General features: G+C 62.1%; 32 protein-coding genes. 19 read left to right on the forward strand and 13 right to left on the reverse strand.

All coding sequences use genetic code 11. The features are described from left to right. Positions 1-85 precede the first annotated feature (85 nt). Positions 86-2455 carry a PilZ domain-containing protein gene (locus OC537_RS18255; RefSeq protein ID WP_139743688.1) on the reverse strand — a complete coding sequence of 790 codons (2370 nt, stop codon included), beginning with the start codon at positions 2453-2455 and terminating at the stop codon, positions 86-88. 100 nt (positions 2456-2555) lie between these two features. Here OC537_RS18255 and radA point away from each other — a divergent pair, with 100 nt between their 5' ends. Further along, on the forward strand, positions 2556-3920 hold the full coding sequence (gene radA, locus OC537_RS18260) for a DNA repair protein RadA (protein WP_106885025.1): 1365 nt from the start codon (positions 2556-2558) through the stop codon (positions 3918-3920). A 58-nt stretch (positions 3921-3978) separates the two neighbouring features. Here the strand turns inward: radA and OC537_RS18265 are convergent, their stop codons facing one another. Beyond that, positions 3979-4362: a PilZ domain-containing protein gene (locus OC537_RS18265; RefSeq protein ID WP_106887790.1), complete on the reverse strand. Its 384-nt coding sequence runs from the start codon at positions 4360-4362 to the stop codon at positions 3979-3981. 110 nt (positions 4363-4472) lie between these two features. Beyond that, positions 4473-4946, reverse strand: coding sequence for a sigma D regulator (rsd, locus tag OC537_RS18270; protein ID WP_106885024.1), 474 nt, complete (start codon positions 4944-4946; stop codon positions 4473-4475). A gap of 338 nt (positions 4947-5284) precedes the next feature. Between rsd and hupA the strand changes: the two genes are divergently transcribed. Both hupA and OC537_RS18280 read left to right on the forward strand, forming a co-directional pair. After that, on the forward strand, positions 5285-5557 hold the full coding sequence (gene hupA / locus OC537_RS18275; RefSeq protein ID WP_005305063.1) for a nucleoid-associated protein HU-alpha: 273 nt from the start codon (positions 5285-5287) through the stop codon (positions 5555-5557). A 113-nt stretch (positions 5558-5670) separates the two neighbouring features. After that, complete coding sequence (locus OC537_RS18280) at positions 5671-6096, forward strand: hypothetical protein (protein ID WP_106887789.1); 426 nt, start codon at positions 5671-5673, stop codon at positions 6094-6096. A 74-nt stretch (positions 6097-6170) separates the two neighbouring features. Here OC537_RS18280 and OC537_RS18285 read toward each other — a convergent pair whose 3' ends face one another. Together OC537_RS18285 and dusA are read right to left on the reverse strand one after the other, a co-directional pair. Continuing rightward, positions 6171-6320 (reverse strand): hypothetical protein, encoded by a 150-nt coding sequence (locus tag OC537_RS18285; protein WP_106885023.1) that lies wholly within the window; start codon positions 6318-6320, stop codon positions 6171-6173. A gap of 2 nt (positions 6321-6322) precedes the next feature. After that, positions 6323-7309 carry a tRNA dihydrouridine(20/20a) synthase DusA gene (dusA, locus tag OC537_RS18290; RefSeq protein ID WP_262113410.1) on the reverse strand — a complete coding sequence of 329 codons (987 nt, stop codon included), beginning with the start codon at positions 7307-7309 and terminating at the stop codon, positions 6323-6325. 136 nt (positions 7310-7445) lie between these two features. Here dusA and zur point away from each other — a divergent pair, with 136 nt between their 5' ends. The 3 genes from zur to OC537_RS18305 are packed head-to-tail and all read left to right on the forward strand — an operon-like array spanning position 7446 to position 8588. Then, positions 7446-7904 (forward strand): zinc uptake transcriptional repressor Zur, encoded by a 459-nt coding sequence (zur, locus tag OC537_RS18295; RefSeq protein ID WP_025325656.1) that lies wholly within the window; start codon positions 7446-7448, stop codon positions 7902-7904. Then, positions 7894-8355 carry a chemotaxis protein CheX gene (locus OC537_RS18300; RefSeq protein ID WP_025325657.1) on the forward strand — a complete coding sequence of 154 codons (462 nt, stop codon included), beginning with the start codon at positions 7894-7896 and terminating at the stop codon, positions 8353-8355. The genes zur and OC537_RS18300 overlap by 11 nt, the downstream gene beginning before the upstream one ends. 5 nt (positions 8356-8360) lie before the next feature. Further along, positions 8361-8588: a hypothetical protein gene (locus tag OC537_RS18305; RefSeq protein WP_025325658.1), complete on the forward strand. Its 228-nt coding sequence runs from the start codon at positions 8361-8363 to the stop codon at positions 8586-8588. Positions 8589-8676: 88 nt separating this feature from the next. On the opposite strand, the gene brnQ is transcribed toward OC537_RS18305, so the two are convergent. Continuing rightward, a complete protein-coding gene (brnQ, locus tag OC537_RS18310; protein WP_234569036.1) occupies positions 8677-9939 on the reverse strand; it encodes a branched-chain amino acid transport system II carrier protein in 1263 nt (420 codons plus the stop codon). A gap of 236 nt (positions 9940-10175) precedes the next feature. Next, positions 10176-10886, reverse strand: coding sequence for a tRNA1(Val) (adenine(37)-N6)-methyltransferase (locus tag OC537_RS18315; RefSeq protein WP_262113413.1), 711 nt, complete (start codon positions 10884-10886; stop codon positions 10176-10178). 128 nt (positions 10887-11014) lie between these two features. Here OC537_RS18315 and srmB point away from each other — a divergent pair, with 128 nt between their 5' ends. Next, on the forward strand, positions 11015-12238 hold the full coding sequence (gene srmB, locus OC537_RS18320; protein ID WP_106885020.1) for an ATP-dependent RNA helicase SrmB: 1224 nt from the start codon (positions 11015-11017) through the stop codon (positions 12236-12238). A 183-nt stretch (positions 12239-12421) separates the two neighbouring features. On the opposite strand, the gene yaaA is transcribed toward srmB, so the two are convergent. Genes yaaA through tapT form a run of 3 tightly spaced genes read right to left on the reverse strand, consistent with a single transcriptional unit; the run spans position 12422 to position 15398 of the window. Then, a complete protein-coding gene (yaaA, locus tag OC537_RS18325) occupies positions 12422-13195 on the reverse strand; it encodes a peroxide stress protein YaaA (protein WP_262113416.1) in 774 nt (257 codons plus the stop codon). 32 nt (positions 13196-13227) lie between these two features. Then, entirely contained in the window at positions 13228-14337 is a 1110-nt protein-coding gene (locus OC537_RS18330; RefSeq protein ID WP_262113418.1) for a PilT/PilU family type 4a pilus ATPase, read from the reverse strand. Between the two features lie 26 nt (positions 14338-14363). Continuing rightward, a complete protein-coding gene (tapT, locus tag OC537_RS18335) occupies positions 14364-15398 on the reverse strand; it encodes a type IVa pilus ATPase TapT (RefSeq protein ID WP_111912129.1) in 1035 nt (344 codons plus the stop codon). Between the two features lie 39 nt (positions 15399-15437). On the opposite strand from tapT, the gene OC537_RS18340 reads away from it, so the two are divergent. From OC537_RS18340 to OC537_RS18360, 5 genes are all read left to right on the forward strand, one after another. Further along, positions 15438-16139 (forward strand): YggS family pyridoxal phosphate-dependent enzyme, encoded by a 702-nt coding sequence (locus OC537_RS18340; protein WP_262113421.1) that lies wholly within the window; start codon positions 15438-15440, stop codon positions 16137-16139. A gap of 83 nt (positions 16140-16222) precedes the next feature. Then, the gene (gene proC / locus OC537_RS18345) at positions 16223-17047 is read left to right on the forward strand and encodes a pyrroline-5-carboxylate reductase (protein WP_234690131.1); all 825 of its coding nucleotides are present in this window, start codon (positions 16223-16225) and stop codon (positions 17045-17047) included. A gap of 23 nt (positions 17048-17070) precedes the next feature. Further along, positions 17071-17622 carry a YggT family protein gene (locus OC537_RS18350; protein ID WP_025325667.1) on the forward strand — a complete coding sequence of 184 codons (552 nt, stop codon included), beginning with the start codon at positions 17071-17073 and terminating at the stop codon, positions 17620-17622. After that, on the forward strand, positions 17622-17930 hold the full coding sequence (yggU, locus tag OC537_RS18355; protein ID WP_111912133.1) for a DUF167 family protein YggU: 309 nt from the start codon (positions 17622-17624) through the stop codon (positions 17928-17930). Before OC537_RS18350 ends, yggU begins: the two co-directional genes overlap by 1 nt. A gap of 4 nt (positions 17931-17934) precedes the next feature. Then, positions 17935-18354 carry a DUF4426 domain-containing protein gene (locus OC537_RS18360; protein ID WP_234690130.1) on the forward strand — a complete coding sequence of 140 codons (420 nt, stop codon included), beginning with the start codon at positions 17935-17937 and terminating at the stop codon, positions 18352-18354. A gap of 77 nt (positions 18355-18431) precedes the next feature. Here OC537_RS18360 and OC537_RS18365 read toward each other — a convergent pair whose 3' ends face one another. The 3 genes from OC537_RS18365 to OC537_RS18375 form a co-directional block, all read right to left on the reverse strand. Next, positions 18432-19262 (reverse strand): CPBP family intramembrane glutamic endopeptidase, encoded by an 831-nt coding sequence (locus OC537_RS18365; RefSeq protein WP_262113429.1) that lies wholly within the window; start codon positions 19260-19262, stop codon positions 18432-18434. A 194-nt stretch (positions 19263-19456) separates the two neighbouring features. Continuing rightward, positions 19457-19753, reverse strand: coding sequence for a hypothetical protein (locus OC537_RS18370; protein WP_005332293.1), 297 nt, complete (start codon positions 19751-19753; stop codon positions 19457-19459). Between the two features lie 50 nt (positions 19754-19803). Then, entirely contained in the window at positions 19804-20178 is a 375-nt protein-coding gene (locus OC537_RS18375) for a YacL family protein (RefSeq protein WP_025325672.1), read from the reverse strand. A gap of 209 nt (positions 20179-20387) precedes the next feature. Here OC537_RS18375 and OC537_RS18380 point away from each other — a divergent pair, with 209 nt between their 5' ends. The 7 genes from OC537_RS18380 (at position 20388) to OC537_RS18410 (ending at position 26558) form a co-directional block, all read left to right on the forward strand. Continuing rightward, a complete protein-coding gene (locus OC537_RS18380) occupies positions 20388-20537 on the forward strand; it encodes a sugar diacid recognition domain-containing protein (RefSeq protein WP_393935046.1) in 150 nt (49 codons plus the stop codon). Beyond that, positions 20524-21639: a sugar diacid recognition domain-containing protein gene (locus OC537_RS18385; RefSeq protein ID WP_262113434.1), complete on the forward strand. Its 1116-nt coding sequence runs from the start codon at positions 20524-20526 to the stop codon at positions 21637-21639. Before OC537_RS18380 ends, OC537_RS18385 begins: the two co-directional genes overlap by 14 nt. A gap of 119 nt (positions 21640-21758) precedes the next feature. Then, the gene (locus tag OC537_RS18390; RefSeq protein WP_111912139.1) at positions 21759-23021 is read left to right on the forward strand and encodes a GntP family permease; all 1263 of its coding nucleotides are present in this window, start codon (positions 21759-21761) and stop codon (positions 23019-23021) included. Between the two features lie 9 nt (positions 23022-23030). After that, positions 23031-24164 carry a glycerate kinase gene (locus OC537_RS18395; RefSeq protein ID WP_262113438.1) on the forward strand — a complete coding sequence of 378 codons (1134 nt, stop codon included), beginning with the start codon at positions 23031-23033 and terminating at the stop codon, positions 24162-24164. A gap of 216 nt (positions 24165-24380) precedes the next feature. After that, positions 24381-24944 carry an NnrU family protein gene (locus tag OC537_RS18400; RefSeq protein WP_262113440.1) on the forward strand — a complete coding sequence of 188 codons (564 nt, stop codon included), beginning with the start codon at positions 24381-24383 and terminating at the stop codon, positions 24942-24944. A gap of 59 nt (positions 24945-25003) precedes the next feature. Beyond that, positions 25004-25540 (forward strand): glutathione peroxidase, encoded by a 537-nt coding sequence (locus OC537_RS18405; protein ID WP_262113442.1) that lies wholly within the window; start codon positions 25004-25006, stop codon positions 25538-25540. A gap of 82 nt (positions 25541-25622) precedes the next feature. Then, positions 25623-26558 (forward strand): LysR family transcriptional regulator, encoded by a 936-nt coding sequence (locus OC537_RS18410; RefSeq protein ID WP_262113793.1) that lies wholly within the window; start codon positions 25623-25625, stop codon positions 26556-26558. Positions 26559-26606 lie beyond the last annotated feature (48 nt).

The following is a 26606-nucleotide window of genomic DNA, read 5'->3' on the forward strand; positions in this document are numbered from 1 at the left end:
GCTGAAACGGGCAGCCATCTGCCCGCCACCGGCCCCTGATGCCGACACCTGACGGGTGAGGGCACCAGGGGCTGGCCTCTTCGGGCTACTTCGCCGGGGGCTTGATGCCGAGCCGGAACAGGGTGGCCTCTGTGGTATCGGTCAGCTCGCCGACCCCCACCACGCTCCACAGCTCCTCTTCCAGCTGCTTGGCCTTGTGAATGGCGAACTTGGCGATGTAGTCCAGCTCGCCCGCGATGAAGCTGGTGTCGGGGCGACCGGTGCGGGAGATGCCGACCAGCACCGAATAGAACTCGCCCTGCTGCAGGGCCAGCTCGATGAAGCGGCGCTTCGCCTCCGGTGAGGAAAAGCTGCTGGCCAGGTGGCTGCGAAACAGGGGAGCCCCGCCCTGGGAGTGCAGGCTGGCGATGTAGACCTCTTCCTCCTCAGGCTTGTCTTCCCGCGCCATGGTGCGCAAGGGGTTGAGCAGCACCGTCTTGAGCAGAGCCCCCTGGAACAGGGGGTAGAGGTTCAGCTGCTTCTCCTGCCCGGCGCAGGCCTGCAACAGGCGGGAGAGGCTGCGCGGTCGGGGGGCCATGCCCACGGCGGCAGGCCTTGCGGCCGCCTTGAGCTTGTTGACATAGACCGGCGAGTTGAACAGGTGGTGGGTATAGAGGTTGCGCAGCGCCCGTGCCATGCCGCGGTAGCGCTTGTGCTCCCGGGTGGTCTTGAGCTTGTTCTGGTTGCTCTCGATCAGCAGGCTGAAGAACTGATGGCCTATGTGGCGCTCCGCCGTGCCTTCGATGCACAGATGCAGCACGGTACGGCTCAAATTGAGGCTGACCAGCCGGTAGGGCAGGCGCTGCAAGTCCATGGTCTTGGCGAGCTCCTGCAACCTGGGCAGGGCGACAGTGACTGTTTCCCCCTTCTCCCCCTCGAATGCCTCCTCCAGCTCGATCTGCATGCCATGGGCCGAGATGTCACGGGTCCAGCCGATCCAGGCGCGGTCCTTGTGCCTGAGCACTATCGCCGTCTTGTGAACGTAACGGGCCTCCTTGCGCAGTTGCACATAGTGCAGCGTCTCTATCTCGAAGGGGGCCGCCTGGGTGTCGTGGCCGAAGCGTTGCAAGGCGTTGGCATTGGGCTGCTGGCTGTCGTAGTGGAACTCGCTGCGCTGGTGGTCCAGCCCTATCTCCTGCAGCAGGCCGACATAGCCTATCTGGCCGAGGCGCTCGCGCAGCAGCATGTCCTGCAACTGGTGCGACTCCCCCTGCTGGCTGTCGAGGTCGGCTTCGCTCAGGGTGCAGGCCTCCAGGCTGAACTTGTAGACGCGCCAGCTGGGGCGACGTGCCCCGACCTGGAAGAAGAGGGCGGCCAGGCCGCTCTGCTGCAACTCTTCGCGGGTGGCGGAGAAGAAGTAGAGGTGACTGCGCACCGAGTGGGTGAAGCTGTAGATCAGGGTCTCGCGCAGTCCCCCTTTGGCGGGCAACAGGGAGGGCATGCGCGCCGCCGTGAAGAGGCTGGCGAGCATGTCGCGGTTCTTGGCGTCACGCCAGTACTCGAGGATGTGCTGGTTGTTCTCGGTGCGCAGAGCGATCTCGAGGCCCGGGATGTCGCCCCGCCCGAAGTAGAGCGGCATGCCGGTCATGCGCGGCAGGTAGAACTGCTCGTATCCCTTGATGATGGCGGCCGACAGCAGGTAGTCGACGCTGACCCGATAGCGACTGCGGTTGCGCTCGATGAAGTCGCGCAGGAACTCGTCGAAGGCGGGATGCTCGCCGCTCTTCACCAGCCGCAGCCAGAATTTCCCCTCTTTCTGCTCCTGCCCCAGGATCTGGTAGCTGATCGGCTGGTGCAGTATGGGGAGGGGGTTCTCGCGCTCCAGTCCGGTGAAGAAGACCTCTATGTGGTCGCCGGTCTGGTAGTCGGGCAGATAGGGAACCGAGACCCGGATCCCGCCGAGGGATAGATCCGAGCTCTTGGCCAGCAGCTTCTCCCCGTTCGCCAGCCTGAGTACCATGGGGGAGCTGAAGTGCATCCGCTCCTCCTGCCGACCGTAGTGGCTGGCGAAGGGGATGGCGTTGACATCGAAGGGGCTGAACGGGCTGACGGGCAGGGAGAGGCTCTCGCTGCGCCCCTGATTGAGCTTGTACCAGGCTTGCAGCGCCTCGTAGACCCCCAGCGTGTAGCTGTCCCGGTAGAGATAGCACTGGGACTGGAACTGCTCGACGGCCTCGGCGGGCATGAAGTGGGTCACCCCTTCAAACTCGTGCACCTGGCAGAGGGCCCCCAGCTCGTTGCGCATGTCGATCACGCGCCGACAGGGGGTGCACTTGCGCTTGAGTTCCATCTTCAGCAGGAAACGGCCGTTGGTATTCTCGTTCTGGGTCAGGCGGTTGAAGATCTCGTCGAAGTCCTTTTCCCGGAGCAGGGGGACAAGTTGTTCTATCAGGTGTAGTGGTTGTTCTGAATCCATGTATTCCTGCCGCGGAAAGTCACTTTTCCGATTCTGGGTTTGATCTGCCGGTCGCAAACCAGTATATCAAGCAGGAATTCATCCTGTCCCCGAGTTATCCATGGCCAAAAACAAAACCGCCTATGTTTGTTCCGAATGTGGCGCCGACTTCACCCGCTGGCAAGGTCAGTGCAGCGAGTGCAAGGAGTGGAACACCATCACCGAGGTCCGGCTGGGCGTCGCTACCCCCGGCAAGAGTGCCCGCTACACAGGTTATGCCGGCGCCGTCGGCAGCCAGGTGCAGACCCTGGCCGAAGTTGCGACCACAGAGATCCCCCGCTTCAGCTCGGGCTTCAAGGAGCTGGATCGGGTGCTCGGCGGCGGTGTGGTGCCAGGCTCGGCCATCCTCATCGGCGGCAACCCGGGGGCGGGCAAATCGACCCTGCTGCTGCAGACCATGTGCGGTCTGGCGCAGCGGATGAAGACCCTGTATGTGACCGGGGAGGAGTCCCTGCAACAGGTGGCGATGCGAGCCAGCCGGCTGGGCTTGCCCACCGACAAGCTGCGCATGCTGTCGGAAACCAGCGTGGAGCAGATCTGCATCATTGCCCAGCAGGAGCAGCCGCAGATCATGGTCATCGACTCCATCCAGGTGATGCATGTGGCGGATGTGCAGTCATCCCCCGGCTCCGTCTCCCAGGTGCGCGAGTCTGCGGCCCTGCTCACCCGCTACGCCAAGCAGAATCATGTCGCCATCTTCATGGTGGGTCATGTCACCAAGGACGGTACCCTGGCCGGCCCCAAGGTGCTGGAGCACTGTGTCGACTGCTCCGTGCTGCTGGATGGTGCCCACGACTCGCGCTTTCGGACCCTGCGCTCCCACAAGAACCGCTTCGGTGCGGTCAACGAGCTTGGCGTTTTCGCCATGACGGGGCAGGGGATGAAGGAGGTGAGCAACCCCTCCGCCATCTTCCTGAGCCGTGGTGACGAGCAAGCCCCCGGCTCCATCGTCATGGTGATCTGGGAGGGGACGCGCCCCCTGCTGGTGGAGTTGCAGGCGCTGGTGGACTACTCCCAGGTTTCCAATCCGCGCCGGGTGGCGGTGGGGATGGATCACAACCGTCTCGCCATGCTGCTGGCGGTGCTGCATCGTCACGGTGGCTTGCAGATGGCGGATCAGGACGTCTTCATCAACGTGGTCGGCGGGGTCAAGGTCGAGGAGACCAGTGCGGATCTGGCGCTGCTGCTGGCCATGGTTTCCAGTTTCCGGGATCAGCCCCTGCCCAAGGATCTGGTGGTGTTCGGCGAGGTGGGGCTGTCTGGGGAGATCCGGCCCGTGCCCTCCGGCCAGGAGCGGTTGCAGGAGGCGGCCAAGCACGGTTTCCGCCGCGCCATAGTGCCTCATGCCAACGCGCCCAAGCACCCCATCGAGGGGATGGAAGTGGTGCCGGTGAAGAAGCTGTCCGATGCCCTCGAGGCCTTGTAACCGCGTAAAAGAGCACAAAAAAGGAGCCAGTTAGGCTCCTTTTTTTATTGATGACGGATCAGGAGGGGGGATTGTGCTCCCTGTGCTCTTGCAGCAACTGCTCCAGCTCGCGATACAGCAGCTGCTCCTCACCTATGTTCAACTCGATCATCCGCTTGAGGTGAGTGGCGCTGTCGATGTCGATGTGGTGGCAGTAGAAGCCCAGCTTCTTGCTGGCCTCGTGGGTCAGTTCGACCTGCATCTTGATCTCGATGTCACTGCCGCCCAGCATGAAGCAGATCTCGTACTCCTTGTCGTCGCTGCCGACCCAATCCTCGGGCCTGATGAGCAGGGCGCCCTGCAGGGAGACATCCACCAGCTGGGTACGCCACTGGTGCACCCCTTGCGTCAGCTTGGCGGCGGTCAAATAGAAGATTCGGGTAAAGTGGCGGCGCTCGGCCATGTTCATCTCCGGTCTGCGTGCGAGCACAGTGCTAACCATCCATGCCCAGAGTGTAATCTAGCCGGCGCATCAGGATGTTGAACTGGCTCCGATATTGAGCATCAGACCCGCTAGCGGCTGAGGGATTCGACCACCTGAAGCGCCTTGACCAGCCTGTCCTCCTGCTTGAATCTGTCCTCCAGTACCGGACCCAGCTGATTCAGATCTTCATCGAGCTGCAACAGCTGGGCCTCGTCGGCATTGCTGTATTTGTCGTTGAACTCCAGGGCAAACTCGGTGCAGGCGCGGATATGGGGATAGATGCGTTTGGCCAGTTCCAGCTTGTCACCGCTGGCTTGCTCGAAGGCGGTGACCACGTGATTGTAGATCTCGAAATGGCCGGCGCTGACGTAGTCGACCAGCTGCTCGCAGAAGCGTTGCAGTTCGACATGACCGGGAAGGGAGCGTTGCTTGGACTTGGTGGGCATGAGCCCGGCCAGTCGCATGTACTCGACCAGCAATGCCTGCCTGGCATCCAGCCAGTCATCGATTGCCCTGTGCTTGCCTGCCAACGCGCGCTTGGTTTGTTCCAGTTCAGTTAACATAGTCCCTCCATGGGCATGGCATGAAGCGCGATGGCTGCAGGCCTTCGGTCATTCTCAGCGACTGACGACACTCCTATAACTAGGGAAAATCCTGTTGACCGTCAATAGGAGTGTGGGGATATTGTTACATCAGGCGGGGGTTTGCATACAAGTCTCCGTCGGTTTCTGGTCCCGTGTCGCTTGTCAGGAGGACGCAGGGGCGAGATATGTGACTATTTCCGCAGATCTTGATGAAAACCCCAGCATTCAAGCCAATCCGGCTGATAAAGCCTTTGCCTGAGTGTTTTTTTTTGAATAGAGTGGCCCGGTGCTAAATGCCCGATCATAAAGGAAATGTTATGAACAAAGCTCAACTTGTCGATGCAATTGCCGCCAAAGCAGACCTGAGCAAAGCTCAGGCCAAAGTTGCTCTGGAAGAGATCATCAATGGTATTACCCAGAGCCTGAAAGAGGGCGATGCCGTTCAGTTGGTGGGTTTTGGTACCTTCAAGGTCAACCATCGCGCGGGCCGCACCGGTCGCAACCCGCAAACTGGTAAAGAGATCCAGATTGCAGCCGCCAATGTGCCGTCCTTTGTGGCAGGCAAGGCGCTGAAAGACGCCGTCAAGTAATCGCGTAAAGTAATCAAATGAAACCCGGCACCTGCCGGGTTTTTTCTTGCCATCTTCGTTAAAATTTGTTTCAGATACACTCAGGATATGGCATGCGCTGTAGTGAGGTGGATATGGAACAGAAGAATGCCATCCGGCAGGTGGCCGTGCCCTGGGCACCCTCCCGCCAACTACCCCCCGGCCTGGTTGTGGCCGAACTGCATCAGGATATCTGGAGTGACAATCTGACGGTTGTGTTGGGGCGTGCCCGCAGCATAGATCTGCCGCCGCAGCCGCTGTGCCGGGTCAGTTTCCGCCATATCTTCGCCGTGAGGGTGATGGAGGATTGCGATCTGGCGGAAGGGCGGGACAGCCACGTCATCGAGGAGCAGATCCAGCTGATCACGCCGTCCCGCTTCGCCAGCTGGTTCCATCAGGAGTCCGATGGTCTGCACCTGGACGAGGACTTGCAGCACTATCGCATCTCGACCTGGGATTACTGCGCCGACGTGCTGACCTCCTCCCCTCCGGAATTGCAGTTTGTGGCGCTGGAGGAGTGAGCGGGCGCCACCATCCAGATAAAAAAGCCGGAACATCGCTGTTCCGGCTTTTTCTTGCCTGAGGGCCGACGGGGTCAGCCGAGCAACTGCTCCCTGTGCAGACCGAGCACTATCAGGAGCCCGAGCAGGTAGAAGGCGCTGAGCTTGATGCCGAGGATGGCCAGCATGCCGGCACAGAGGCGAACCAGCGCCTTGTGCAGCCAGGAACCGGTGAAGCGATACATGTTTACTCCACCGATGCGGTCGGGGCGAATTCGGGCACCTTGGCCATGGCGTCCAGCACCACCTGGATGCCGGCTCCGGGTTTGCAGGCGTTCTCGCTCAGGTGGCGGCGCCAGGCGCGGGCCCCCTGCATGTTCTGGAACAGGCCCAGCATATGACGGGTCATGTGGGAGAGGTAGTTGCCCTTGGCCAGCTCCTGCTCCATGTAGGGCAGCATCATGCGCACCACCTCGTGGCGGCTCGGCACCTCGCCCCCCAGACCGAATATCCGACTGTCGACTTCGGCCAGGATATAGGGGTTCTGGTACGCCTCGCGCCCCATCATGACCCCGTCCACCTGTTGCAGGTGCTCCAGGGTCCGTTCGAGGGAGTTGACCCCGCCGTTGAGGGCTATGGTCAGCTCGGGATAGTCCTGCTTGACCTGATAGACGCGCGGGTAGTCCAGCGGCGGGATCTCGCGGTTCTCTTTCGGGCTCAGGCCGCTCAGCCAGGCCTTGCGGGCGTGGACGATGAAGGTTTCGCACCCGGCATCGCGCACCTGCTCGATGAAGGCCTGCAAGAACTCGTAGGAGTCCTGTTCATCGATGCCGATGCGGGTCTTCACTGTCACCGGAATGCCCACCACATCGCGCATCGCCTTGACGCAGTCGGCCACCAGGGCGGGCTCCCCCATCAGACACGCGCCGAAACGGCCGTTCTGGACGCGATCGGAGGGGCAACCCACGTTGAGGTTGATCTCGTCATAGCCGCGCTCCTCGGCCAGCTTGGCACAACGGGCCAGGTCCGCCGGATTGCTGCCACCCAGCTGCAGGGCGAGGGGATGTTCCTGTTCGCTGTAACCCAGATAGTCCCCTTTGCCATGGATGATGGCGCCCGTGGTCACCATCTCGGTATAGAGCAGTGTCTGGCGGGTCATCAGACGGTGGAAATAACGGCAATGCCGATCGGTCCAGTCCAGCATGGGGGCGATGGAGAAGCGCTGCGCCTGCATAAAAATCATCCGGGTTGGCAAAATAAGGGGCCGGATTCTACCACAAGGTGAGACGGCCTCAGAAAATGAATTTTGTCGCCGCGCACAGGGGGCCCTGTGATAGTATCCGGCTAATTGACAGGGTATCTGCGTGATCATGAATCAAGACCTACTTCTACAACGAGCGGAACGTCTCTGCGACCAGCGGGGGATTCGTTTCACCCCGACCCGGCGCCAGGTGTTCCGGCTGCTTGCCGCCCATGGCAATGCCATCAGCGCCTACGATCTGCTGGCCCAGTTGCAGCAGACCGAGGCACATGCCAAACCCCCCACCGTCTACCGGGCGCTCGACTTTCTGCTCGAGCAGGGGTTCGCCCACAAGGTGGAGTCGCTCAACGCCTTCATCTTCTGCTGCCACTTTGACCATGCCCATCCCATGCAGCTGCTGATCTGCGATCGCTGCAAGGAGGTGGTGGAGCTGCACGATCCGGCCATCGACAGCGCCTTTTCCGAGCAGGCTCACCAGCATGGTTTTACTATTACCAACAAGACCATAGAGGCCCATGGTCAATGTGCTCGTTGCTCTGACACCCTAGGAAGTGAAGATGAAGGCTGATTTTGTAAACCCGTTCCTGCTCTCCCTGCTCAATGTGCTCTCTACCATGGCACAGCTGGAGCTTAAACCCGGCGCACCCAAGCGCAAGACGGACGAGCTGGCGCGGGGGGATGTCTCCGGCCTCATCGGCATGGTGGGTCCGCAGACCCGGGGATCGCTCTCCATCAGCTTCGAGAAGGGGCTGGCGCTGGAGATCATGCGCCGCATGCTGGGGGAGGCACCGGCCACCATCAACGAAGAGGTGACCGACATGGTGGGCGAGATCACCAACATGGTGACCGGCGGCGCCAAGCGCATGCTGGGGGAGAAGGGCTATGAGTTCGACATGGCGACCCCAATCATAGTCTCCGGCCCCAATCACACCATCACCCACAGGGCTGACGGTGCCAAGATCATGATGCCGTTCGATTCCGAATACGGCCGTGCCACCATAGAGATCTGCTTCGAGTAACCGCCATGTGGACGATGCTGAAATGGACTGTCATCTGTGGGGTGCTGCTGCTTATCCTGTCGGATATCCAGATCAGCACTTCCCTCTACAAGTACGAAGACAACAGCGTGCAGATCAACTTCCCGCGCTGGCAGAGTGAGCAGCCCTGGGGCACCCTGCGCTGGCATGCCGGCCAGGTCGAGAGCCACTGGTACGGCCTGGCCGGCAAGCCCAAGCCGGCATCCGTGCTCTGAGCACAAACCCGATTTGCCATGCACCCGTTGCAAAAATGAAAGAGGCCAGCGAAAGCTGGCCTCTTTTTTATGTCGTTGGGGATGAGGATCAGGCGGCTTCGGCGGCCAGCTTGTCACCACCGCGCACCAGGGTGCCCAGGCCGCAGGCCAGCAGGGTAGGCAGCAACCAGGCCAGGCCCTTGTCGAACAGCGGCAGGAAGGCGAACGCATCCATCTTCATGCCGGCGGCACCCAGACCGTCCAGGCAGCCGAACAGGAAGGCAACCAGCAGCACGGAGCGGAACACCAGGCGGGGGCGCCCGAAGTAACCCTTCAGGAAGGTGACCAGCACCAGGGCTACGGCCACCGGATAGATGGCGACCAGCACAGGGATGGAGAGGCTGATGAGCTGGCTCAGGCCGACGTTGGCCACCACGGCACAGACGACACCCAGCAGTACCACCAGCTTCTGGTAGCTCACGCCGGTGAGATTGTGGAAGAAGTCGGAGCAGGCGGAGATCAGGCCCACGGCAGTGGTGAAACAGGCCAGGGTGATGATGGCTGCCAGGATGAACTGACCCGGCTGACCGAACAGGCTCAGCACGTAGGCGTTGACGATGGCGCCGCCATTGCTGACGTCGGTGGCGACACCGGCCGCGGTGTTACCCAGCTGGAACAGGGAGACATAGACCACGGACAGGCCGATGGCGGAGATGATGCCGGCGATGGCCAGGTACTTGAACTGGCTCTGATAGTCGTGAATGCCTTTCTTGCGCAGCAGATCGACGATCAGGGCGCCGAACATCAGAGACGCCAGGGTATCCATGGTGTTGTAGCCTTCCAGGATCCCTTTCACCAGGGGGCTGTGCTGATAGTCGCCGGACGCGGCGGGCATGGTGCCCTGGGGGGCGACGAAGACGCCGACGGCCAGGGTCAGCAGCAGCAGCATCAGCACGGGGGTCAGGTATTTGCCGATGGCATCCATCAGCTTGCCCTGATTGAGGGAGACCAGGATGGCGATACCGAAGAAGACCACGGTGTAGGCGGCCAGACCGGATTGACCCATGTCGCCGAGGAAGGGCTTGAGACCCATCTCGTAGGCAACCAGGCCGGTACGGGGAGCGGCGAAGGCCGGGCCTATGATGATGTAGATGGCGACGGCCAGCGCGGTGGCAACGCCTGTGGGCAGCAACTTGGTCATGCCGGCCCAGCCGTTGCCGGCCTTGGCGACGGCGAGAATGGTGATGAGGGGCAGGCCCACGGCGGTCACCAGGAAGCCCAGCATGGCCAGAGAGAGGTGCTCACCCGCCATGTAACCGGCCAGGGGCGGGAAGATGATGTTGCCTGCGCCCAGATAGAAGGCGAAGGTCATGAAGCCCAATCCGAGTACATCGGACAATGTGAGTGATTTCGTCAAGTTCAACCTCGTCTGTCTTGTAAACTATTGCTTGTTATAGTTTTTTATTGGTCAGTGACCGGCGTTGTTCAGGGGTAAAAAAAAGGAGCCCCGCTGCTTTTTTCATCGCCACCAGTGGTTTGAGCTGGTCTTGAGCGGGCGCTCGTTTGCTAGTCAGCATAATGATGTGAAAAAATAGTTCAAGGCGAAATTTACATCTTCAAATAGAAGGGGTGGGTTAGTTGGATGTATCTGTCGGAATAGCCTCCGGCAGTAGAATGGATCACAATTTCACCCTGCTCACACCTGCTTAATCCTCTGCCAAGTAGCAATAAAACGCGATTTGCCTCTTTCCCCTCCCTGGTGATAACAGCTGTATAACAAAGACTGTACAGATCATAATCTGCCGAGATGCATAAAATTTCATCTGCCATGGCGGTGGGCAGCACCAGCGCCAGCCGTCCATTCTGACTCAGCAGGCGACGGCTTGCCGCCAGCAGCGCATGGGGATCGAGCGCGCCAGTGTGACGGGCTAGCGCCCTGGCCGGATCGCTAAATACCTGACCTGCCACGAAATAGGGAGGGTTGGAGACGATGAGATCGTAAGGGGGCGCCTGATAATCCTGAATGGCGCTCTCTATGATGCTGACCCGGGTGGTCCAGGGGGAGGCCGCCACGTTATCCCTGGCCTGGCCCGCTGCATCCTTATCCAGCTCCACCCCGTCGATCCGGCAGTCGTTCGTGCTGCGCTGTGCCAGCATCAGGGCGATCAGGCCGCTGCCGGTGCCGATATCGAGCACCCGGTGCGCCTGTTCGACTGGCGCCCAGGCTCCCAGCAGTATGCCGTCGGTGCCCACCTTCATGGCACAGCGGTCATGGTCGATGTGAAATTGTTTGAAGGTAAAACCGCTGCTACGCCCCATCTGACCCTCGTTGCTCGTCTGCCATGGCGAAAATGGTCGGCGATTATAGCGGCTAAGCCACAGTCGCCATAGGAGCCGGCGGCATAATCGCCTATAATCTGCCGCTTCCTTAATGACCGAGTATTGCCATGAGCCAGTCCTTTGATGATTTCGACCTGAATCCAGCCCTCAACCGGGCCTTGGCCGAGATGGGTTTCACCCGCCCCACCACCATTCAGCAGATGGTGCTGGAGCCAGCCCTGGACGGCCGCGATATTTTGGCATCAGCTCCGACCGGTACCGGCAAGACAGCCGCCTTCCTGCTGCCCGCCATGCAGCACCTGCTGGACTTCCCGCGTCGCAAGCCGGGCCCGTGCCGCATGCTGATCCTGACTCCGACCCGCGAGCTGGCGCTGCAGGTCAGTGCCCATGCCAGGGCGCTGGCGGTGCATACCCACCTCAGCATCGAGACCATCATCGGCGGCGTCAGCCATGAAGAGCAGCTGCCTGCCCTGACCAAGACCACCGACATAGTCGTGGCCACCCCGGGTCGCCTGCTGGAGTACATAGAAAAGGAAGAGTTCGAGAGCCACGACATCGAGGTGCTGGTGCTGGATGAAGCGGACCGCATGCTGGACATGGGCTTCATCAAGGATGTGAACCGGATCGTGGCCGAGGCGCGCTACCGCAAGCACACCATGTTGTTCTCCGCCACCCTGGAAGGGGCCGGTCTCGAGAAGTTCGCGAGCGAGATCCTCAAAGATCCGGTGGAGCTGCATGCCGAGCCGCCCCGCAGCGAGCGCCGCCCCATCACCCAGTGGGTGCACCTGGCCGATGACGCCGCCCACAAGCTGGCGCTGCTGATCCACATTCTGAAGGATCCCCAGACCCAGAAGGCCATCGTCTTCGTCAAGACCCGCGAGCGGCTGGCGGAGCTCTCCGGCCAGTTGCAGGCTGCCGGTGTCTCCTGTGCCTGGATCCGTGGCGAGATGGAGCAGAGCAAGCGAGTCGAGTCGATCCGCAAGTTCCATGAAGGGGAGGTGCCCTTCCTCATCGCCACCGATGTAGCCGCCCGGGGCATCGACCTGCCCAACGTCAGCCACGTCATCAACTACGACATGCCCTACGGCACCGACGTCTACGTCCACCGTATCGGCCGTACCGGTCGCGCCGGCAACCGTGGCTGCGCCATCAGCCTGGTAGAAGCCCACGACATGGCCATGGTCGCCAAGATAGAGCGCTACACCGAGGAGCGCCTCAAGCGCCGGGTGATCGATGAGCTGCGCCCCAGGCACAAGGAGGCGCGGGTGCCGGTGAAGAAGAAAAAGCCGAAGGATGGCAAGAAAAAGAGCGCCAAGAAGAAAAAGAAGTAATGCCCCATTGACGCTGCAACGGCCATCCTCGGATGGCCGTTTTGCTGCCTGTCACCCGGGCCCGTGGAGATAAGCGCGCAGAAAAAAGCCGACGCATGAACGTCGGCCAACAAAAAGTGCTTACAACAGAGGATTCATAGGTTCAGACCCGGGGATCCCGAACTTGGTTCCCTCCATTTGTAATTAATTTTCAGCGCGCTTGAACATCAGGGTGCGATCGTCGGATTCTTCTGGCACGAAATAGTAGCCAGCCTCATTGAACCCGGTCAGCTGGGTCACCTCGGTCAGCCTGTGCTTGATGATGTGGCGGGCCATCATGCCGCGGGCCTTCTTGGCGTAGAAGCTGATGATCTTGAACTGGCCATTCTTCTCGTCCTTGAACACCGGAGTCACTATGCGGCCCTTCAGGGCGCCCGGGCGAACCGACTTGAAGTATTCGTCAGACGCCAGATTGATCAGCACCTCGCTGCCCTGTGCGGCCAGCACCTTGTTCAGGTGCTCTGTGATGATGTCACCCCAGAACTGATAGAGATCCTTGCCGCGCTCGTTGTCGAGGCGGATCCCCATCTCCAGCCGGTAGGGCATCATCAGATCCAGCGGTCGCAACACCCCGTAGAGGCCGGACAGCATGCGCAGGTGCGCCTGGGCAAAGTCGAGGTCGGCCTCGCTGAAATCCTCAACGGCCAGACCGGTGTAGACGTCACCCTTGAAGGCCAGCAGCGCCTGGCGGGCATTGCTCGGGGTGAAATCCGGCTGCCACTGGGCAAAACGGGCGGCGTTGAGTCCCGCCAGCTTGTCGCTGATCTTCATCAGGCTGGCGATCTGATCCGGTGCCAGCTGCCTGGCCCTGTGGATCAGCCGGGCGGAGTGATCCAGCAGCTCGGGCAGGGTGAAACGGGAGGTCACCAGCGGCGACTCGTAATCCAGCGTCTTGGCCGGGGAAACCACAATCAGCATAACTGTCCTTTACTAGCGGTGACACACGCCCCTCATTCATCCAGGGTCACGTTGTCGAGTGTGCCTGCACCCAGCTGCTCGCGACCCGACAGCTTGATCAGCAGTCGCAGGTCGTTGGCGGAGTCGGCATGGGCAAGGGCCTCACTGTAGCCAATTTGGCCGGCGCAGAACAGGGCGAACAGCGCCTGATCGAAGGTCTGCATGCCGAGTTCGCCGGATTTGGTCATCACCTCCTTGAGCCTGTGCACCTCTCCCTTGCGGACTATGTCGGTGATGAGCGGGGTGTTGAGCAGTATCTCGAAGGCGGCGACACGGCGCTGCCCGTGAAGGGAGGGCAGCAGTTGCTGTGCGACTATGGCGCGCAAGTTGAAAGAGAGATCGAACAGGAACTGGCGATGCTTCTCCTGCGGCACCAGATGGAGGATGCGATCCAGCGCCTGGTTGGCATTGTTGGCGTGCAGGGTGGCGAGACAGAGGTGGCCCGTCTCGGCAAACTGGATGGCCAGCTCCATGGTCTCCTGGGTGCGGATCTCGCCGATGAGGATGACGTCCGGCGCCTGGCGCATGGAGTTCTTGAGGGCCACGTTGAAGGACTCGGTATCGATCCCCACCTCCCGCTGGGTCACCAGGCAGCGCCCATGCTGGTGGACGAACTCCACCGGATCCTCCACCGTCAGTATGTGGCCGTCGCCGTGCTGGTTGCGGTAGCCTATCATGGCCGCCTGGGTGGTGGACTTGCCGGCCCCGGTGGCGCCGACGAACAGCACCAGGCCGCGCTTGGCCATGGCGACCTCCTGCAGTATGAGGGGCAGCGTCAGTTCCTCGAAGGTGGGAATGCGGGTCTCGATGCGGCGCAGCACCATGCCAGGCAGATCCTGCTGCCAGAAGGCGCTGACCCGAAATCGCCCCAGCCCCTCGCGGTGAATGGCGTAGTTGGCCTCCCGGGTGTGCAGGTAGCGCTCGAAGTGCGCCTCATCCAGGCTCTCCCTGACCAGCGCCAGTGCCGCCTGCTTGTCCAGCGGGCTCCCCCCGAGTGGCGCCAGACGCCCGTTGACCTTGAGGGTGGGAGGGGCATCGACCGTGATGAAGAGATCCGAGCCCTTTTGTTCAACCAGTGCAGCGAGCAGAACATCCATGTTCATAGCGACTCCTTGGGTGTGGAAGCGTCTTAAATGCTGTTGGGATCGGCCGCCTTGGCCTTGGCATCGAGGGCGGCAACGACGCCCCGGTTGACCAGCTGCTTGAGGCTCTGATCCATGGTCTGCATGCCGTGGGTCATCCCGGTCTGGATGATGGAGTAGAGCTGGGCGACCTTGTCTTCCCGGATCAGGTTTCGCACCGCCGGGATCCCCAGCATGATCTCGTGGGCCGCCACCCGGCCGCCGCCGATCCGCTTGAGCAGGGTCTGGGAGATGACAGCCCGCAGGGACTCGGAGAGCATGGATCTCACCATGTCCTTCTCCGAGCCGGGGAAGACGTCGATGATCCTGTCTATGGTCTTGGCCGCCGACGAGGTGTGCAGGGTGCCGAACACCAGATGGCCCGTCTCCGCCGCCGTCATGGCCAGGCGTATGGTCTCCAGATCGCGCATTTCCCCCACCAGAATGATGTCCGGATCTTCACGCAGGGCCGAGCGCAGGGCGTTGGCGAAACTCTTGGTATCGCGATGCACCTCGCGCTGGTTGACCAGGCAGCGCTTGTTCTCGTGCACGAACTCGATGGGATCCTCGATGGTGAGGATGTGGTGGTGGAAGTTGTCGTTGATGTAATCGACCATGGCCGCGAGCGTGGTGGACTTGCCCGAACCGGTCGGGCCCGTGACCAGCACCAGGCCGCGGGGAAACTCCGCTATCTTGCGAAACATCTCCGGCGCCCCCAGATCTTCCAGGGTCAGGACTGTGCTCGGTATGGTACGAAACACGGCGCCAGAGCCCCGCGACTGCTGGAAGGCGTTGACCCGGAAGCGCGCCATGCCGGGCACCTCGAAGGAGAAGTCCACCTCGAAATTCTCCTCCAGCTCCTTGCGCTGGTGGTCGTTCATGATGTCGTAGATGAGGGCGTGCACTTCACGGTGATCCAGGGCGGGCAAATTGATCTTGCGAACCTCCCCATCAACCCTGATCATCGGGGGAACCCCGGCCGAGAGGTGTAGATCCGAGGCCTTATGCTTTACACTGAAAGCCAATAACTCTGTGATATCCATAGATTTGTTATTCTCCCATCACAAGATCACGAACGAAATATGAGCCAGATTGCCCAGCACCTGCTTCAGGTAAAGGAACGTATTGTACAGGCCGCCAGGCGCGTTGGCCGTGGCGCCGATCATATCCAGCTGCTTGCGGTCAGCAAGACCAAGCCGCTTGAAGACATCCAGGCCGCCTATGCCGCCGGTCAGCGCCGCTTTGGCGAATCCTATGCCCAGGAGGCCGCGCTCAAGATAGATACCCTGCGTGAGCAGGCGGCCTGCCAAGACATAGAGTGGCACTTTATCGGCCCGCTGCAATCGAACAAATCCAGGCAGGTGGCGGAGCGATTCGATTGGGTGCAAAGCGTCGATCGTGACAAACTCATCGAGCGCCTCAACAACCAGCGTCCAGTAGGGTTGGCACCGCTAAATGTCTGTCTGCAAATCAATATTAGCGGAGAGAGCAGCAAATCCGGTACGTCGGAGCAAGAGATTTTCCGGCTGGCCGCCCTGGTTGACCAGAGCGAGCGACTGGTGCTGCGTGGCCTGATGGCGATCCCGGAGCACACCAGCGACGAGGCGGTTCTGGCCGCGCAGATGCGGCGCATGCAGGCTCTGTTCACCGAGCTTGCGCAACAATACCCGAGCGTCGACACCCTTTCGATGGGCATGACCGAGGATCTCGAGGCCGCCGTCGCCCATGGCAGCACCATGGTCCGGGTCGGCACCGCCATCTTCGGTGCCCGCGATTACTCATAAACAGAAGCACGGGGTGCAACCTGCCTTCGCCTTCGTCGGCGCAGGTGAACCGCCGTGTTGGCAGCCAATAACAGGAGTGTTTGATGCAACATAGAACCCTCGCCTTCATCGGGGCGGGAAACATGAGCCGCAGCATCATTGCCGGTCTGATCCAGGCCGGTTATCCGGCCGAGCGGATCACCGCCGCCAACCCCAGCCGGCCCAAGCTGGACGAGCTGGCTGACCAGTTCGGCATCCGCATCACCCAGAACAACGCCGAGGCGGCCCGTGAGGCCGAGGTCATAGTGCTGGCGGTCAAACCCCAGCTGATGGCGGCCATGCTGGAGGCACTGGTGGCCGAGCTGGGCTCCCTCGAAGGCAAGCTGCTCGTCTCCATCGCCGCCGGTATCAAGGTCGAGCGGTTGCAGGAGATGGCGGGGGGACATGCCCGCATCATCCGCACCATGCCCAATACTCCTTCCCTGCTGGGATTGGGGATGACGGGCCTCTATGCCCCGACCGGCATAGCGCAGGCGGATCGCGACTTCGCCGAGCAGATGATGCAGGCCGTCGGCAAGACCCTCTGGGTCGCGCAGGAGAGCGGCATCAACGGCGTCATCGCCGCTGCGGGCAGTGCCCCGGCCTATTTCTTCCTGTTCATGCAGGGGATTGCCGAGGAGGCGGAAGCCATGGGCTTCACTCCCGAGCAGGCCCGTCTGCTGGTGCAGCAGACCGCCCTTGGCGCCGCCGCCATGGTGGAGCAGAACCCCGAGCTCTCCCTGCAGGCCCTGCGCGAGCAGGTCACCAGCAAGGGCGGCACCACGGCCGAGGCCGTCAAGACATTCCAGGAGCAGGGGCTGAAGCCACTGACCGCTCGTGCCATGCAGGCGGCCGTCACCCGGGCTGCCGAGATGGAAACCCTTTTCTGAACCTTTTTTAGCAAGGAGCCCGGATGAACACGGCTTACTTTTTGATTAACACGATTTTTGATCTCTACCTCATGGTGGTGCTGCTGCGAGTCTGGTTGCAGTGGGCCCGCGCCGATTTCTACAACCCCATGAGCCAGATGGTGGTCAAGGTGACCAACCCCCTGGTGATCCCGCTGCGCCGCATCATCCCCGGCTTCGGCGGGCTGGACATGGCCTCGGTACTGCTGGCGCTCATCATCGCCTTCGCCAAGCTGGCGCTGCTCAAGAGCATGAACGTGCTGCTGACCGACTGGCTGACCCTCAGCCTGTTTGCCGTGCTTACCATTCTGAAGAAGACAGGCTCCATGATCTTCTGGGTGCTGCTGATCCGCGCCATCCTGAGCTGGGTCAGCCAGGGCCGCAACCCCATCGAGTACGTGATGCATCAGCTGACCGAACCCTTCCTGGCACCTATCCGCCGCATACTGCCGGCGCTGGGTGGCCTGGATCTCTCCGTGCTGGTCGCCTTCATCGCGCTGCAGGCCATAAACTATCTGTTGGGGGATCTGTTCGGTCAGCTGTGGTGGATGATCTGATGCCAGCCGTCCTGCTGGAAGGGGACGCGCTGATACTGCACCTGATGATCCAGCCCAAGGCGAGCCGGGATCAGATCGTCGGCTTGCACGGGGACGAGCTGAAAGTGGCCATCACGGCGCCGCCGGTGGATGGTCAGGCGAACAGCCATCTGATCAAGTATCTGGCCAAGCAGTGCAAGGTGGCCAAGGGGCAGGTCCGCATAGTGCGGGGGGAGCTGGGACGGCACAAGACGGTCGCCATAGAGGCACCGAGGCAGATCCCCGCCGAGATCGCCGCCCTGCTGGAGAGTGGAACAGGAGAAGGATAACATCATGAAAACAGTCTGGATGAGCTGCCTGCTGGCGCTCTTGATGACGCTGCCGGTGCGGGCCGAGCAGATGAAGGAGCTGGGCCCCTGGCAGGTGCACTACAGCGCCTTCAACTCCAGCTTCCTCACCCCTGAGGTGGCCAAGGCCTATGGCCTGGAGCGCAGCCGCTACAACGGCATCGTCAACATTGCGGTGCAGAACAAGCAAGGGGTGGCTCAGGCGGTGGGCATCAGCGGCGAGGCCAAGAACCTCACCGGCACCATACGTATCCTGAGCTTCCAGGAGGTGAAGGAGGGGGATTCCATTTACTACCTGGCGGTGCTGCCCTACCGGAACGAGGACACCTACCAGTTCACCCTGAAGATCATGGGGGAGGGGCAGCAGCAGACGCTGACCTTCCAGCAGACCTTCTACGTCGACTAGCTTCCGGATACGATGAAAATGCCCCGAACCCACAGGTTCGGGGCATTTTTTTATCCGGCGAGAGCCTGCCTCCGTATCTAGCGGCTGGCCAGCGGGTAGGTGAACAGGGCCAGGTGGGCGAAGTTGAACAGGAAGTGCAGCAGTATGGCGACGCTCAGGCGGCCGCTGAGCTGGAATGCCAGGCCGTAGCAGGCTCCCGCCAGGGCGGCAAACAGCACCAGCAGCGGACCACCGGCCAGGTGCGCGGCTCCGAACAGCAGGCTGGCAATCAAGAGACCGAGCCAGGGCTTGCTGTGACTCGCCGCCCCTTGCTGGATGAGGCCGCGAAACAGCGCCTCTTCCGCCACGCAGGTGAACACCAGGTTGTTGAACGCGAACAGCCACCACCAGTGGGGCAGCCCCACGTCGGGCTTGAGTGCCCCCAGTTGCCAGGCGGTGATCAGCAGGGCCGCCAGCGGCAGTATGAGCAGGGCCAGCGGTCGCCAGCGCATAGTGCCGCCCGGGCCGAGCAGGGCGGGCCAGGCCAGCAGCAGGCCGAAGAAGATGAGCGGCTTGTCCAGATTGAGGTAGAGGGTGAAGGGGACGCTGGCGGGGCCGGCCTGTACCCGATCCAGCACCTTGAGGTTGTCAAAGCCCGGCACCAGGTGCAGCGTCAGGGCCATGGCCCACAGCAGCACCAGCGTCAGTGCGACGCCACGCCAGGGTTGGGGCAGGCGGGGCGTGCGCCAGGCCAGCAAGAGACCGGCGAGGCTGACCAGCGCGGCGACGGGGCTGAGTCGTTCCAGCCAGAGGGCGGTCAGCAGGGCGACCCCCAGCAGGATCAGACCGCTCCTCTGCTGGCGGGCCAGGCAGAGCAGTACGGCCAGTCCCAGAGCGAGCCAGATGAGGGTGTCAGGGAGTGGTAACATTGAGTCTCCTTTTGGGTTCCAAGGGGCGCACCTTAACCAGCCTCTGTCTCTCGCACAAGGCGCAATGGACTGGTCGGAGCCCTGGCGTGCTCCTTCTTGCCGATGGTTCTGGCCGGTCTGGACAATAAAAAAGCCGGAGCAAAGGCTCCGGCTTTGGGATAGATGGTGGCCCGGATCAAGGGGCCCAAGCCAGATTAACGGCCGGATTCGGCGATGACGCGGGCTATGATGTCGGCGCGCTTGGTCGCTTCCAGCTCGCCCAGGGCGATGAGGCCGGCCTTGAAGATGACGTTCTTCGGCAGGCTGACGTCGTCCAGGGTGGTGATGGCTTCGACGTGCAAGCCGTTCAGGCGGCTGGCATCGCGCGGGCTCAGGTTGACCTGGGTATTCATCACCTGCTTGCCCTTCTTCTTGGCAGGCACGGCGGCTTTCTGGCTGGATTCCTGTTCTTCGTCTTCCGGCAGTTCGTCATCAAAATCGTAAATGGACATAGTCAATCCTGTTGGGTTGCAAGGGGCATGCTCGCCCGAAATGTGGGTATTCAGCCCATATCCTCGTTGCGGATAAAGGCGCGCCAGGAGCCGAGCACCTGGGCAAAGTCTTCCAGTCCGCACATGGCCAGCTGCTCATCATCGTAGTAGGCGAGATCGTCGAGATCCTCATCCAGCTCGATATTGAGGACGTTGGCTTTCACCTCGGCCTCCTCAGGGGTGAGCAGCAGCGAATAGTCACCGCCGTGACGCCTGTACTCCGTGCGGGTTCGATTGGAGAGCTGGTCGATGATGGAGAAGAGCTCGTCGAGGGTCTCCTCATCCTTGCCAACTTCATCGATCAGCCACTGACCTATGGCCTCATGGCCCATGGAGAACCGGGCGCGATAGCCACCGAACGGGTCGCGGCGAAATTCATAGTCCATAGCGGAGTCCCTATCGGAAGGGTGGAGCCACCACAACACGGAGCGGCGTGACGCCGGATCCATGATCCAGGGTGGGGCACAGATAGCGTAAAGTGGCCTATTCTAGCGATCCCCCCCGCGCTTGTCTTGATGATGTGGGATCTTTAACGGGTCTGTCCCCCCGATCCAGGCCACCCGGGGGCCCTGTCAACGAATGGTATGGAGAGGCAATGCAGCTCAATGACACCCTTGCCCGTCAGATAGTGAGCCGGGCGATGAAGATATTGTCGTTCTCGGTCAAGGTGATGGACGAGCATCGTCTAATCATCGCCTCCGGCAACCCTCTGCTATCTATCCGGAGATGTTATGCAGCTCAATGACACCCTTGCCCGTCAGATAGTGAGCCGGGCGATGAAGATACTGTCGTTCTCGGTCAACGTGATGGACGAACGCGGCCTTATCATAGCCTCCGGCAACCCGGAGCGGCTCCATCAACGTCACGAGGGGGCCGTGCTGGCGCTGACCGAGAATCGGGTGGTGGAGATCAGCGAAGCGACCGCCCAGCAGCTCAAGGGGGTGAGGCCCGGCATCAACCTGCCCATCGCCTATCAGGGGGAGCTGCTCGGGGTCATCGGCATCTCGGGGGATCCGGAGGAAGTGCGTGCTTACGCCGAGCTGGTGCGGATGACAGCCGAGCTGATCCTGGAGCAGGCGGCGCTCACCGAGCAGTTGCAGTGGGACAAGCGCCACAAGGAGGAGCTGGTGCTGCAGCTCATCCGCGGCGAGGGACGGGCCGATCAGCTGCAGCAGGCGGCCCGCTTCCTCGATCTCGATCTGGCCCAGCCTCGCGTCGTCGCCGTGCTGGCGCTGGAGGAGGCCGATCCCGCCCGGCTGCGGGAGCTGGTGCACTTGCTGGAGAATCCGGAGCGGGACAATCTGGTGGCCATCAACGGCCTGGACGAGATAGTGGTGCTCAAGCCGGCCCAGCTCAGCGACGGCATCTGGCAATCGGCGCAGGAGCGCAGCCGCATCAAGCAGCTGCTGGCCCGCATTCCCCATTTCAAGGTGCGCATCGGGGTGGGTGATTACTTCGGCGGGACGGGCGGATTGGCGCGCTCCTACCAGACAGCCCGCGACACCCTGCGCCGCGGCATGAGCCAGGCGCCGCGCAAGCAGGTCTACTTCTTCGAGGATTACCGCCTGCCGGTGCTGCTCGGCAGCCTGGCGGACTCCTGGCAGGCGGATCAGCTGCGGGCTCCCCTGCTCAAGCTGGCAAAGGAGGATGCAAAGGGAACGCTGCAAAAGACACTGCGCCAATATTTCTTGCAGGATTGTGATCTGCATCCCTGTGCCGAAACGCTGTTCATCCACCCCAACACCCTGCGCTATCGCCTGACCCGGATAGAGCAGATAACGGGCTTAAGTTTCAACAAGTTAGATGACAAGTTCCTGCTCTATCTCGGGCTCAATCTCGACGGCTGATTTGTTCATATGAACAAAATAGAAGGCTACTGAAGCACAAGCTTTGGCTTTTCCGCCAAAGCATTCCGGGCGGGGATCACCATAATGGCCGCCACTTACTTCCACTCAAGGTGCCCGTCATGATCCCTGTATCCGCGCTCGGTGCTCTCGCTGCGCTCTCCATCGCCATCTTCCTCATTCTGAAGAAGGTGCCGCCCGCCTACGGCATGATAGTCGGTGCCCTGGCCGGTGGCCTGATCGGCGGCGCCGACCTGACCCAGACCGTCGCCCTGATGATCGGCGGCGCCCAGGGGATCACCACGGCCGTGATGCGGATCCTGGCGGCCGGTGTGCTGGCAGGCGTCTTGATCGAATCGGGGGCCGCCACCACCATCGCCGAGACCATAGTCCGCAAGCTCGGCGAGACCCGTGCCCTGCTGGCGCTGGCGCTGGCCACCCTGATCCTGACCGCGGTCGGCGTCTTCGTGGACGTGGCCGTTATCACTGTCGCCCCCATAGCGCTCGCCATCGCCCGTCGCGCCGATCTCTCCAAGGCCGCCATACTGCTGGCCATGATAGGGGGCGGCAAGGCGGGCAACGTCATGTCCCCCAACCCGAATGCCATAGCCGCGTCAGACGCCTTCCATCTGCCCCTCACCTCAGTGATGGCGGCTGGTATCATCCCGGGCCTGTTCGGTCTGGTGATGGCCTACTGGCTGGCCAAGCGCCTCAATAATCGGGGCAGCAAGGTCGCGGCCGACGAGGTGGTGAACTTTGACGGTGGCAAGCTGCCCGGCTTCTTCGCCGCCATCAGCGCCCCCCTGGTCGCCATACTGCTGCTGGCCCTGCGCCCGGTGGCCGGTATAGTCGTGGATCCCCTCATCGCCCTGCCCCTCGGCGGCCTGGTCGGCGCCCTGATGATGGGCAAGTTCAGCAAGGTGAACCAGTTTGCCGTCTCGGGTCTGGCCCGCATGGCGCCGGTGGCCATCATGCTGCTGGGGACGGGTACCCTGGCGGGCATCATCGCCAACTCGGGTCTGAAGGATGTGCTGATCAGCGGCCTGACCGCCTCAGGTCTGCCTTCCTACCTGCTGGCCCCCATCTCGGGCGCCCTGATGTCGCTGGCGACCGCCTCGACCACGGCAGGCACCGTGGTGGCCTCCAACGTGTTCAGCTCCACCCTGATCGAGCTGGGTATCAGCAGTCTGGCGGGGGCCGCCATGATCCATGCCGGAGCCACCGTATTTGACCACATGCCCCACGGCTCCTTCTTCCATGCCACCGGTGGCAGCGTCCACATGGGGGTGGGTGAGCGCCTCAAGCTCATTCCGTACGAAACTGCGGTCGGTCTGACCATTGCAACTGTCTCCACCCTGATGTTTGGCGTGTTTGGCCTCGCCTAAGGAATTGATATGAAAATTGTTATTGCCCCCGATTCATTCAAGGAGAGTCTGAGCGCCATGGCGGTGGCCGATGCCATCGAGGCCGGTTTCAAGCTGGTGCTGCCGGATGCCACCTATGTCAAATTACCCATGGCCGATGGCGGCGAGGGCACAGTGCAGTCCCTGGTGGATGCCACCGGTGGTCACATACTGCCGGTCGAGGTGACCGCGCCCCTTGGCAACAAGGTGCAGGGTTTCGTCGGTCTGCTGGGTGATGGCAAGCGTGCCGTCATCGAGATGGCGGCGGCCTCAGGTATCCATCTGGTGGCACCGGAGCAGCGCAACCCGCTGCTCACCTCCAGCCTGGGGACAGGTGAGCTGATCCTGGCCGCGCTGGAAATGGGGGTCACTCATCTCATCCTCGGCATCGGTGGCAGTGCCACCAACGACGGCGGTGCCGGCATGATCCAGGCGCTCGGCGGCAAGCTCTTGAAAGAAGATGGCACCCCCATAGCCCTGGGTGGCGCAGGTCTCGCCGAGCTTGCCACCATAGATCTGAGCGGGCTGGATCCCCGCCTGGGCGAGCTGGTCATCGAGGTGGCCTGCGATGTGAACAACCCGCTGTGCGGCCCGAAAGGCGCCTCTGCGATGTTCGGCCCGCAGAAGGGGGCGACCCCCGAGATGGTGCAGCAGCTGGACGCCAATCTGGCCCACTACGCCGACTGCATCGAGCAGGCCCTCGGCAAGCAGGTGAAGGAACTGCCGGGGGCGGGCGCTGCCGGTGGCATGGGCGCTGCCCTGGTGGGCCTGCTCGGGGCCGAGCTCAAGCCCGGCATCCAGATAGTGATCGAAGCCTTGAAGCTGGCCGATGAAGTAGCCGACGCGGATCTCGTCATCACAGGGGAAGGGCGCATCGACAGCCAGACCATTCACGGCAAGACGCCAATCGGTGTCGCACGCTGCGCCAAGCAGTTTGGCAAGCCGGTGATCGGTATCGCTGGCTGCCTCACCGACGATTGCGGCGTGGTCCATGACCATGGCATCGACGCCGTGTTCGCCGTGGTCAACCGGGCCATGTCCCTGCCGGAGGCGATCGCAACCGCCACCACCAACCTGCAGCTCACGGCCCGCAACGTCGCCGCCCTCTACCTGCTGCGTCGTTAACCCTCTTCTGGCCGGTGCCCGTCACCGGCCACACCCAGCCCCGTGTAGCGGATGTGGTTGCTCGCCTGAGGGCGGACCCTCTGACGCACCTTGCCGATCCCAGGATCGGCTTTTTTATTATCCTGCTGTCTTTTATATGGTTTTTGTATTCTGCCAGTGGCCTTTGCGGCATAGTGATCCCCCCCATACTGAGGGGCAACGTGCAAGGAGCAACCCATGATCTTGCTGACCCTGGGGGTACTGCTATTTACCCTTATCCATCTCTATCCCTGCTTCGCCGCGGCGCACCGTGCCCGCTTGCGCGATCGGCTGGGGGAGAACCGTTACAAGGGACTCTTCTCGCTGCTGGTGTTCGTCGCCATCGGCTGCATTCTCGCCGGCTGGCGCAGCGCCAGCCCCATGCCGCTCTACTTCCCGCCCGCCTGGGGGCCCATGCTGGTGATGGCGGTTATGCCGGTTGCGCTGATCCTGCTGTGCGCCGGCCAGGGGGCCAACCACCTGCGCCGTTGGCTGGTACACCCCCAACTGCTCGGCACCCTGCTCTGGGCCTGCGCCCATCTGGCGGTCAACAGCGAGGCACGCTCCCTGGTGCTGTTCGGGGGCTTGGGCGCCTGGGCGCTGGTCAGCATCGTCTGGATATCGGTGCGGGACTGGCGCACCAAGCCGAGGCCGGCGGCCACCTGGCAGGGGACGGGGATCAGCGTGGGCGCCGGTCTGGCGCTCACGGCCCTGCTCATTTTCTGGGGCCACGGCTGGTTGACCGGGATCCCGCTGCACTGATCCCTGAACCTTGTTCGGGGATCTCGCGTATGATGGAGAAAACCCGAGGAGTCACGTCAATGAAATGGTTCACCCTGCTGCTGTTGCTCGGATCTGGCGCGGCATCTGCCGCCTGTCCCGACTACTTCAATGTGGAGATGCGGGAGCTCAACAATACCCAGCGTCACAACCTCTGCCAGCTGACCGAGGGCAAGGTGGTGCTGGTGGTCAATACCGCCTCTTATTGTGGCTACAGCGGCCAGTTCCGGGATCTGGAGGTGCTCTATCAGAGCTACAAGGACAAGGGCTTGATGGTGCTGGGGTTCCCCTCCAACGACTTCTGGCAGGAGGCGGGCAACGAGAACAAGACCGCCGAGGTGTGCCGCCGGGATTACGGTGTGACCTTCCCCATGTTCAACCGGGTCTCGGTGCGTGGCGCCGATGCGGTGCCCCTGTTCAAGGGACTGGCGGCCGCCGCCGATGGGGATGCGCCCAACTGGAACTTCCACAAATACCTGGTGGGCCGCGATGGCAAGCTGATTGCGAGTTATGGCGCCAACCAGAATCCGGCCGATGATCCCCTCAAGGAGCAGTTGATCCAGGCGCTGGGACGCTGACCCTACCCCCTGGCGGGCGGCTCTGGAATAATGGGGGCCCGCCACTCACTCTGGTTATCCCGTGCTGCAACGTCTTCCCCAAATGGTGATCTTCGATGCCCTGGTCCGCGAGCAGGGCATCTCTGCCGCCGCGCGGCGGCTCGGGGTATCCAAGTCCCACATCAGCAAGCAGCTGGCCCAGCTTGAGACAGAGCTCGGGGCCCAACTGGTGCAACGCACCACCCGCCGCTTCTCCCTGACCGAACTCGGTCAGGAGTATGCCCGTCACTGCCGCGCCCTGGTGGCGGTGGCCCTGGAGGCGGACTCCATGGTGGCGGAGCGGCGCGGCAAGGTGAGCGGCGTGCTGCACCTGGGAGTGGGCCAGTCCTTCGGCCGCTTGCACGTGATCCCGCGGCTCAAGGCATTCCAGGCGCGCTACCCCGATCTGGAGCTGGAAGTCTCCCTATTCGATCACCGCACCAACCTGGTGGATGAGGGGCTGGATCTCTGGATCACCACCTACGAGGACAAGCCGGAGGCGCTGGTGGGGCAGCGGCTGGCGGATATCCACTTCGTGCTGGTGGCCTCGCCGGACTATCTGCTGAGCCACGGCACCCCGCTGCACCCCAGGGATCTGGCCAGGCACAACTGCATCACCTACCAGAGCCGGGAGCGGCGCTACCACGAGTGGTCGTTTCGCCAGGGCAAGGAGCGCCAGACGGTGCAGGTGGCCGGCAACTACAGGGTGGATCTGGCGGAGGCGGTGCGGGACGCCGCCCTGGCCGGGCTCGGCATTGCCTATGTTGCCAACTACCTGCTGGACAAGGAGCTGCAATCCGGTCAGCTCATTCCCCTGCTGCCCCAGTGGCGCCCGAACCAGAAGATGGCGGTGCACGCCGTCTATGCCAGGCGCGAGCACCTGGATCCCAAGATCCGCCTCTTCATCGACTTCCTCAAGGAGAGCTTCGGCCCCGAGCCCTATTGGGCGCAGCGGCTGGCCCCCTGGCTTGGGGGCAGATTGTCCGGTGTGGAGGAATAATCGTTTCCATACAAGAACACTGACTTTCGCCTGATACCAAACACGAGC

This window comes from Aeromonas sp. Marseille-Q5825, from assembly GCF_946892685.1.
Classification (GTDB): Bacteria; Pseudomonadota; Gammaproteobacteria; order Enterobacterales; family Aeromonadaceae; genus Aeromonas; species Aeromonas rivipollensis.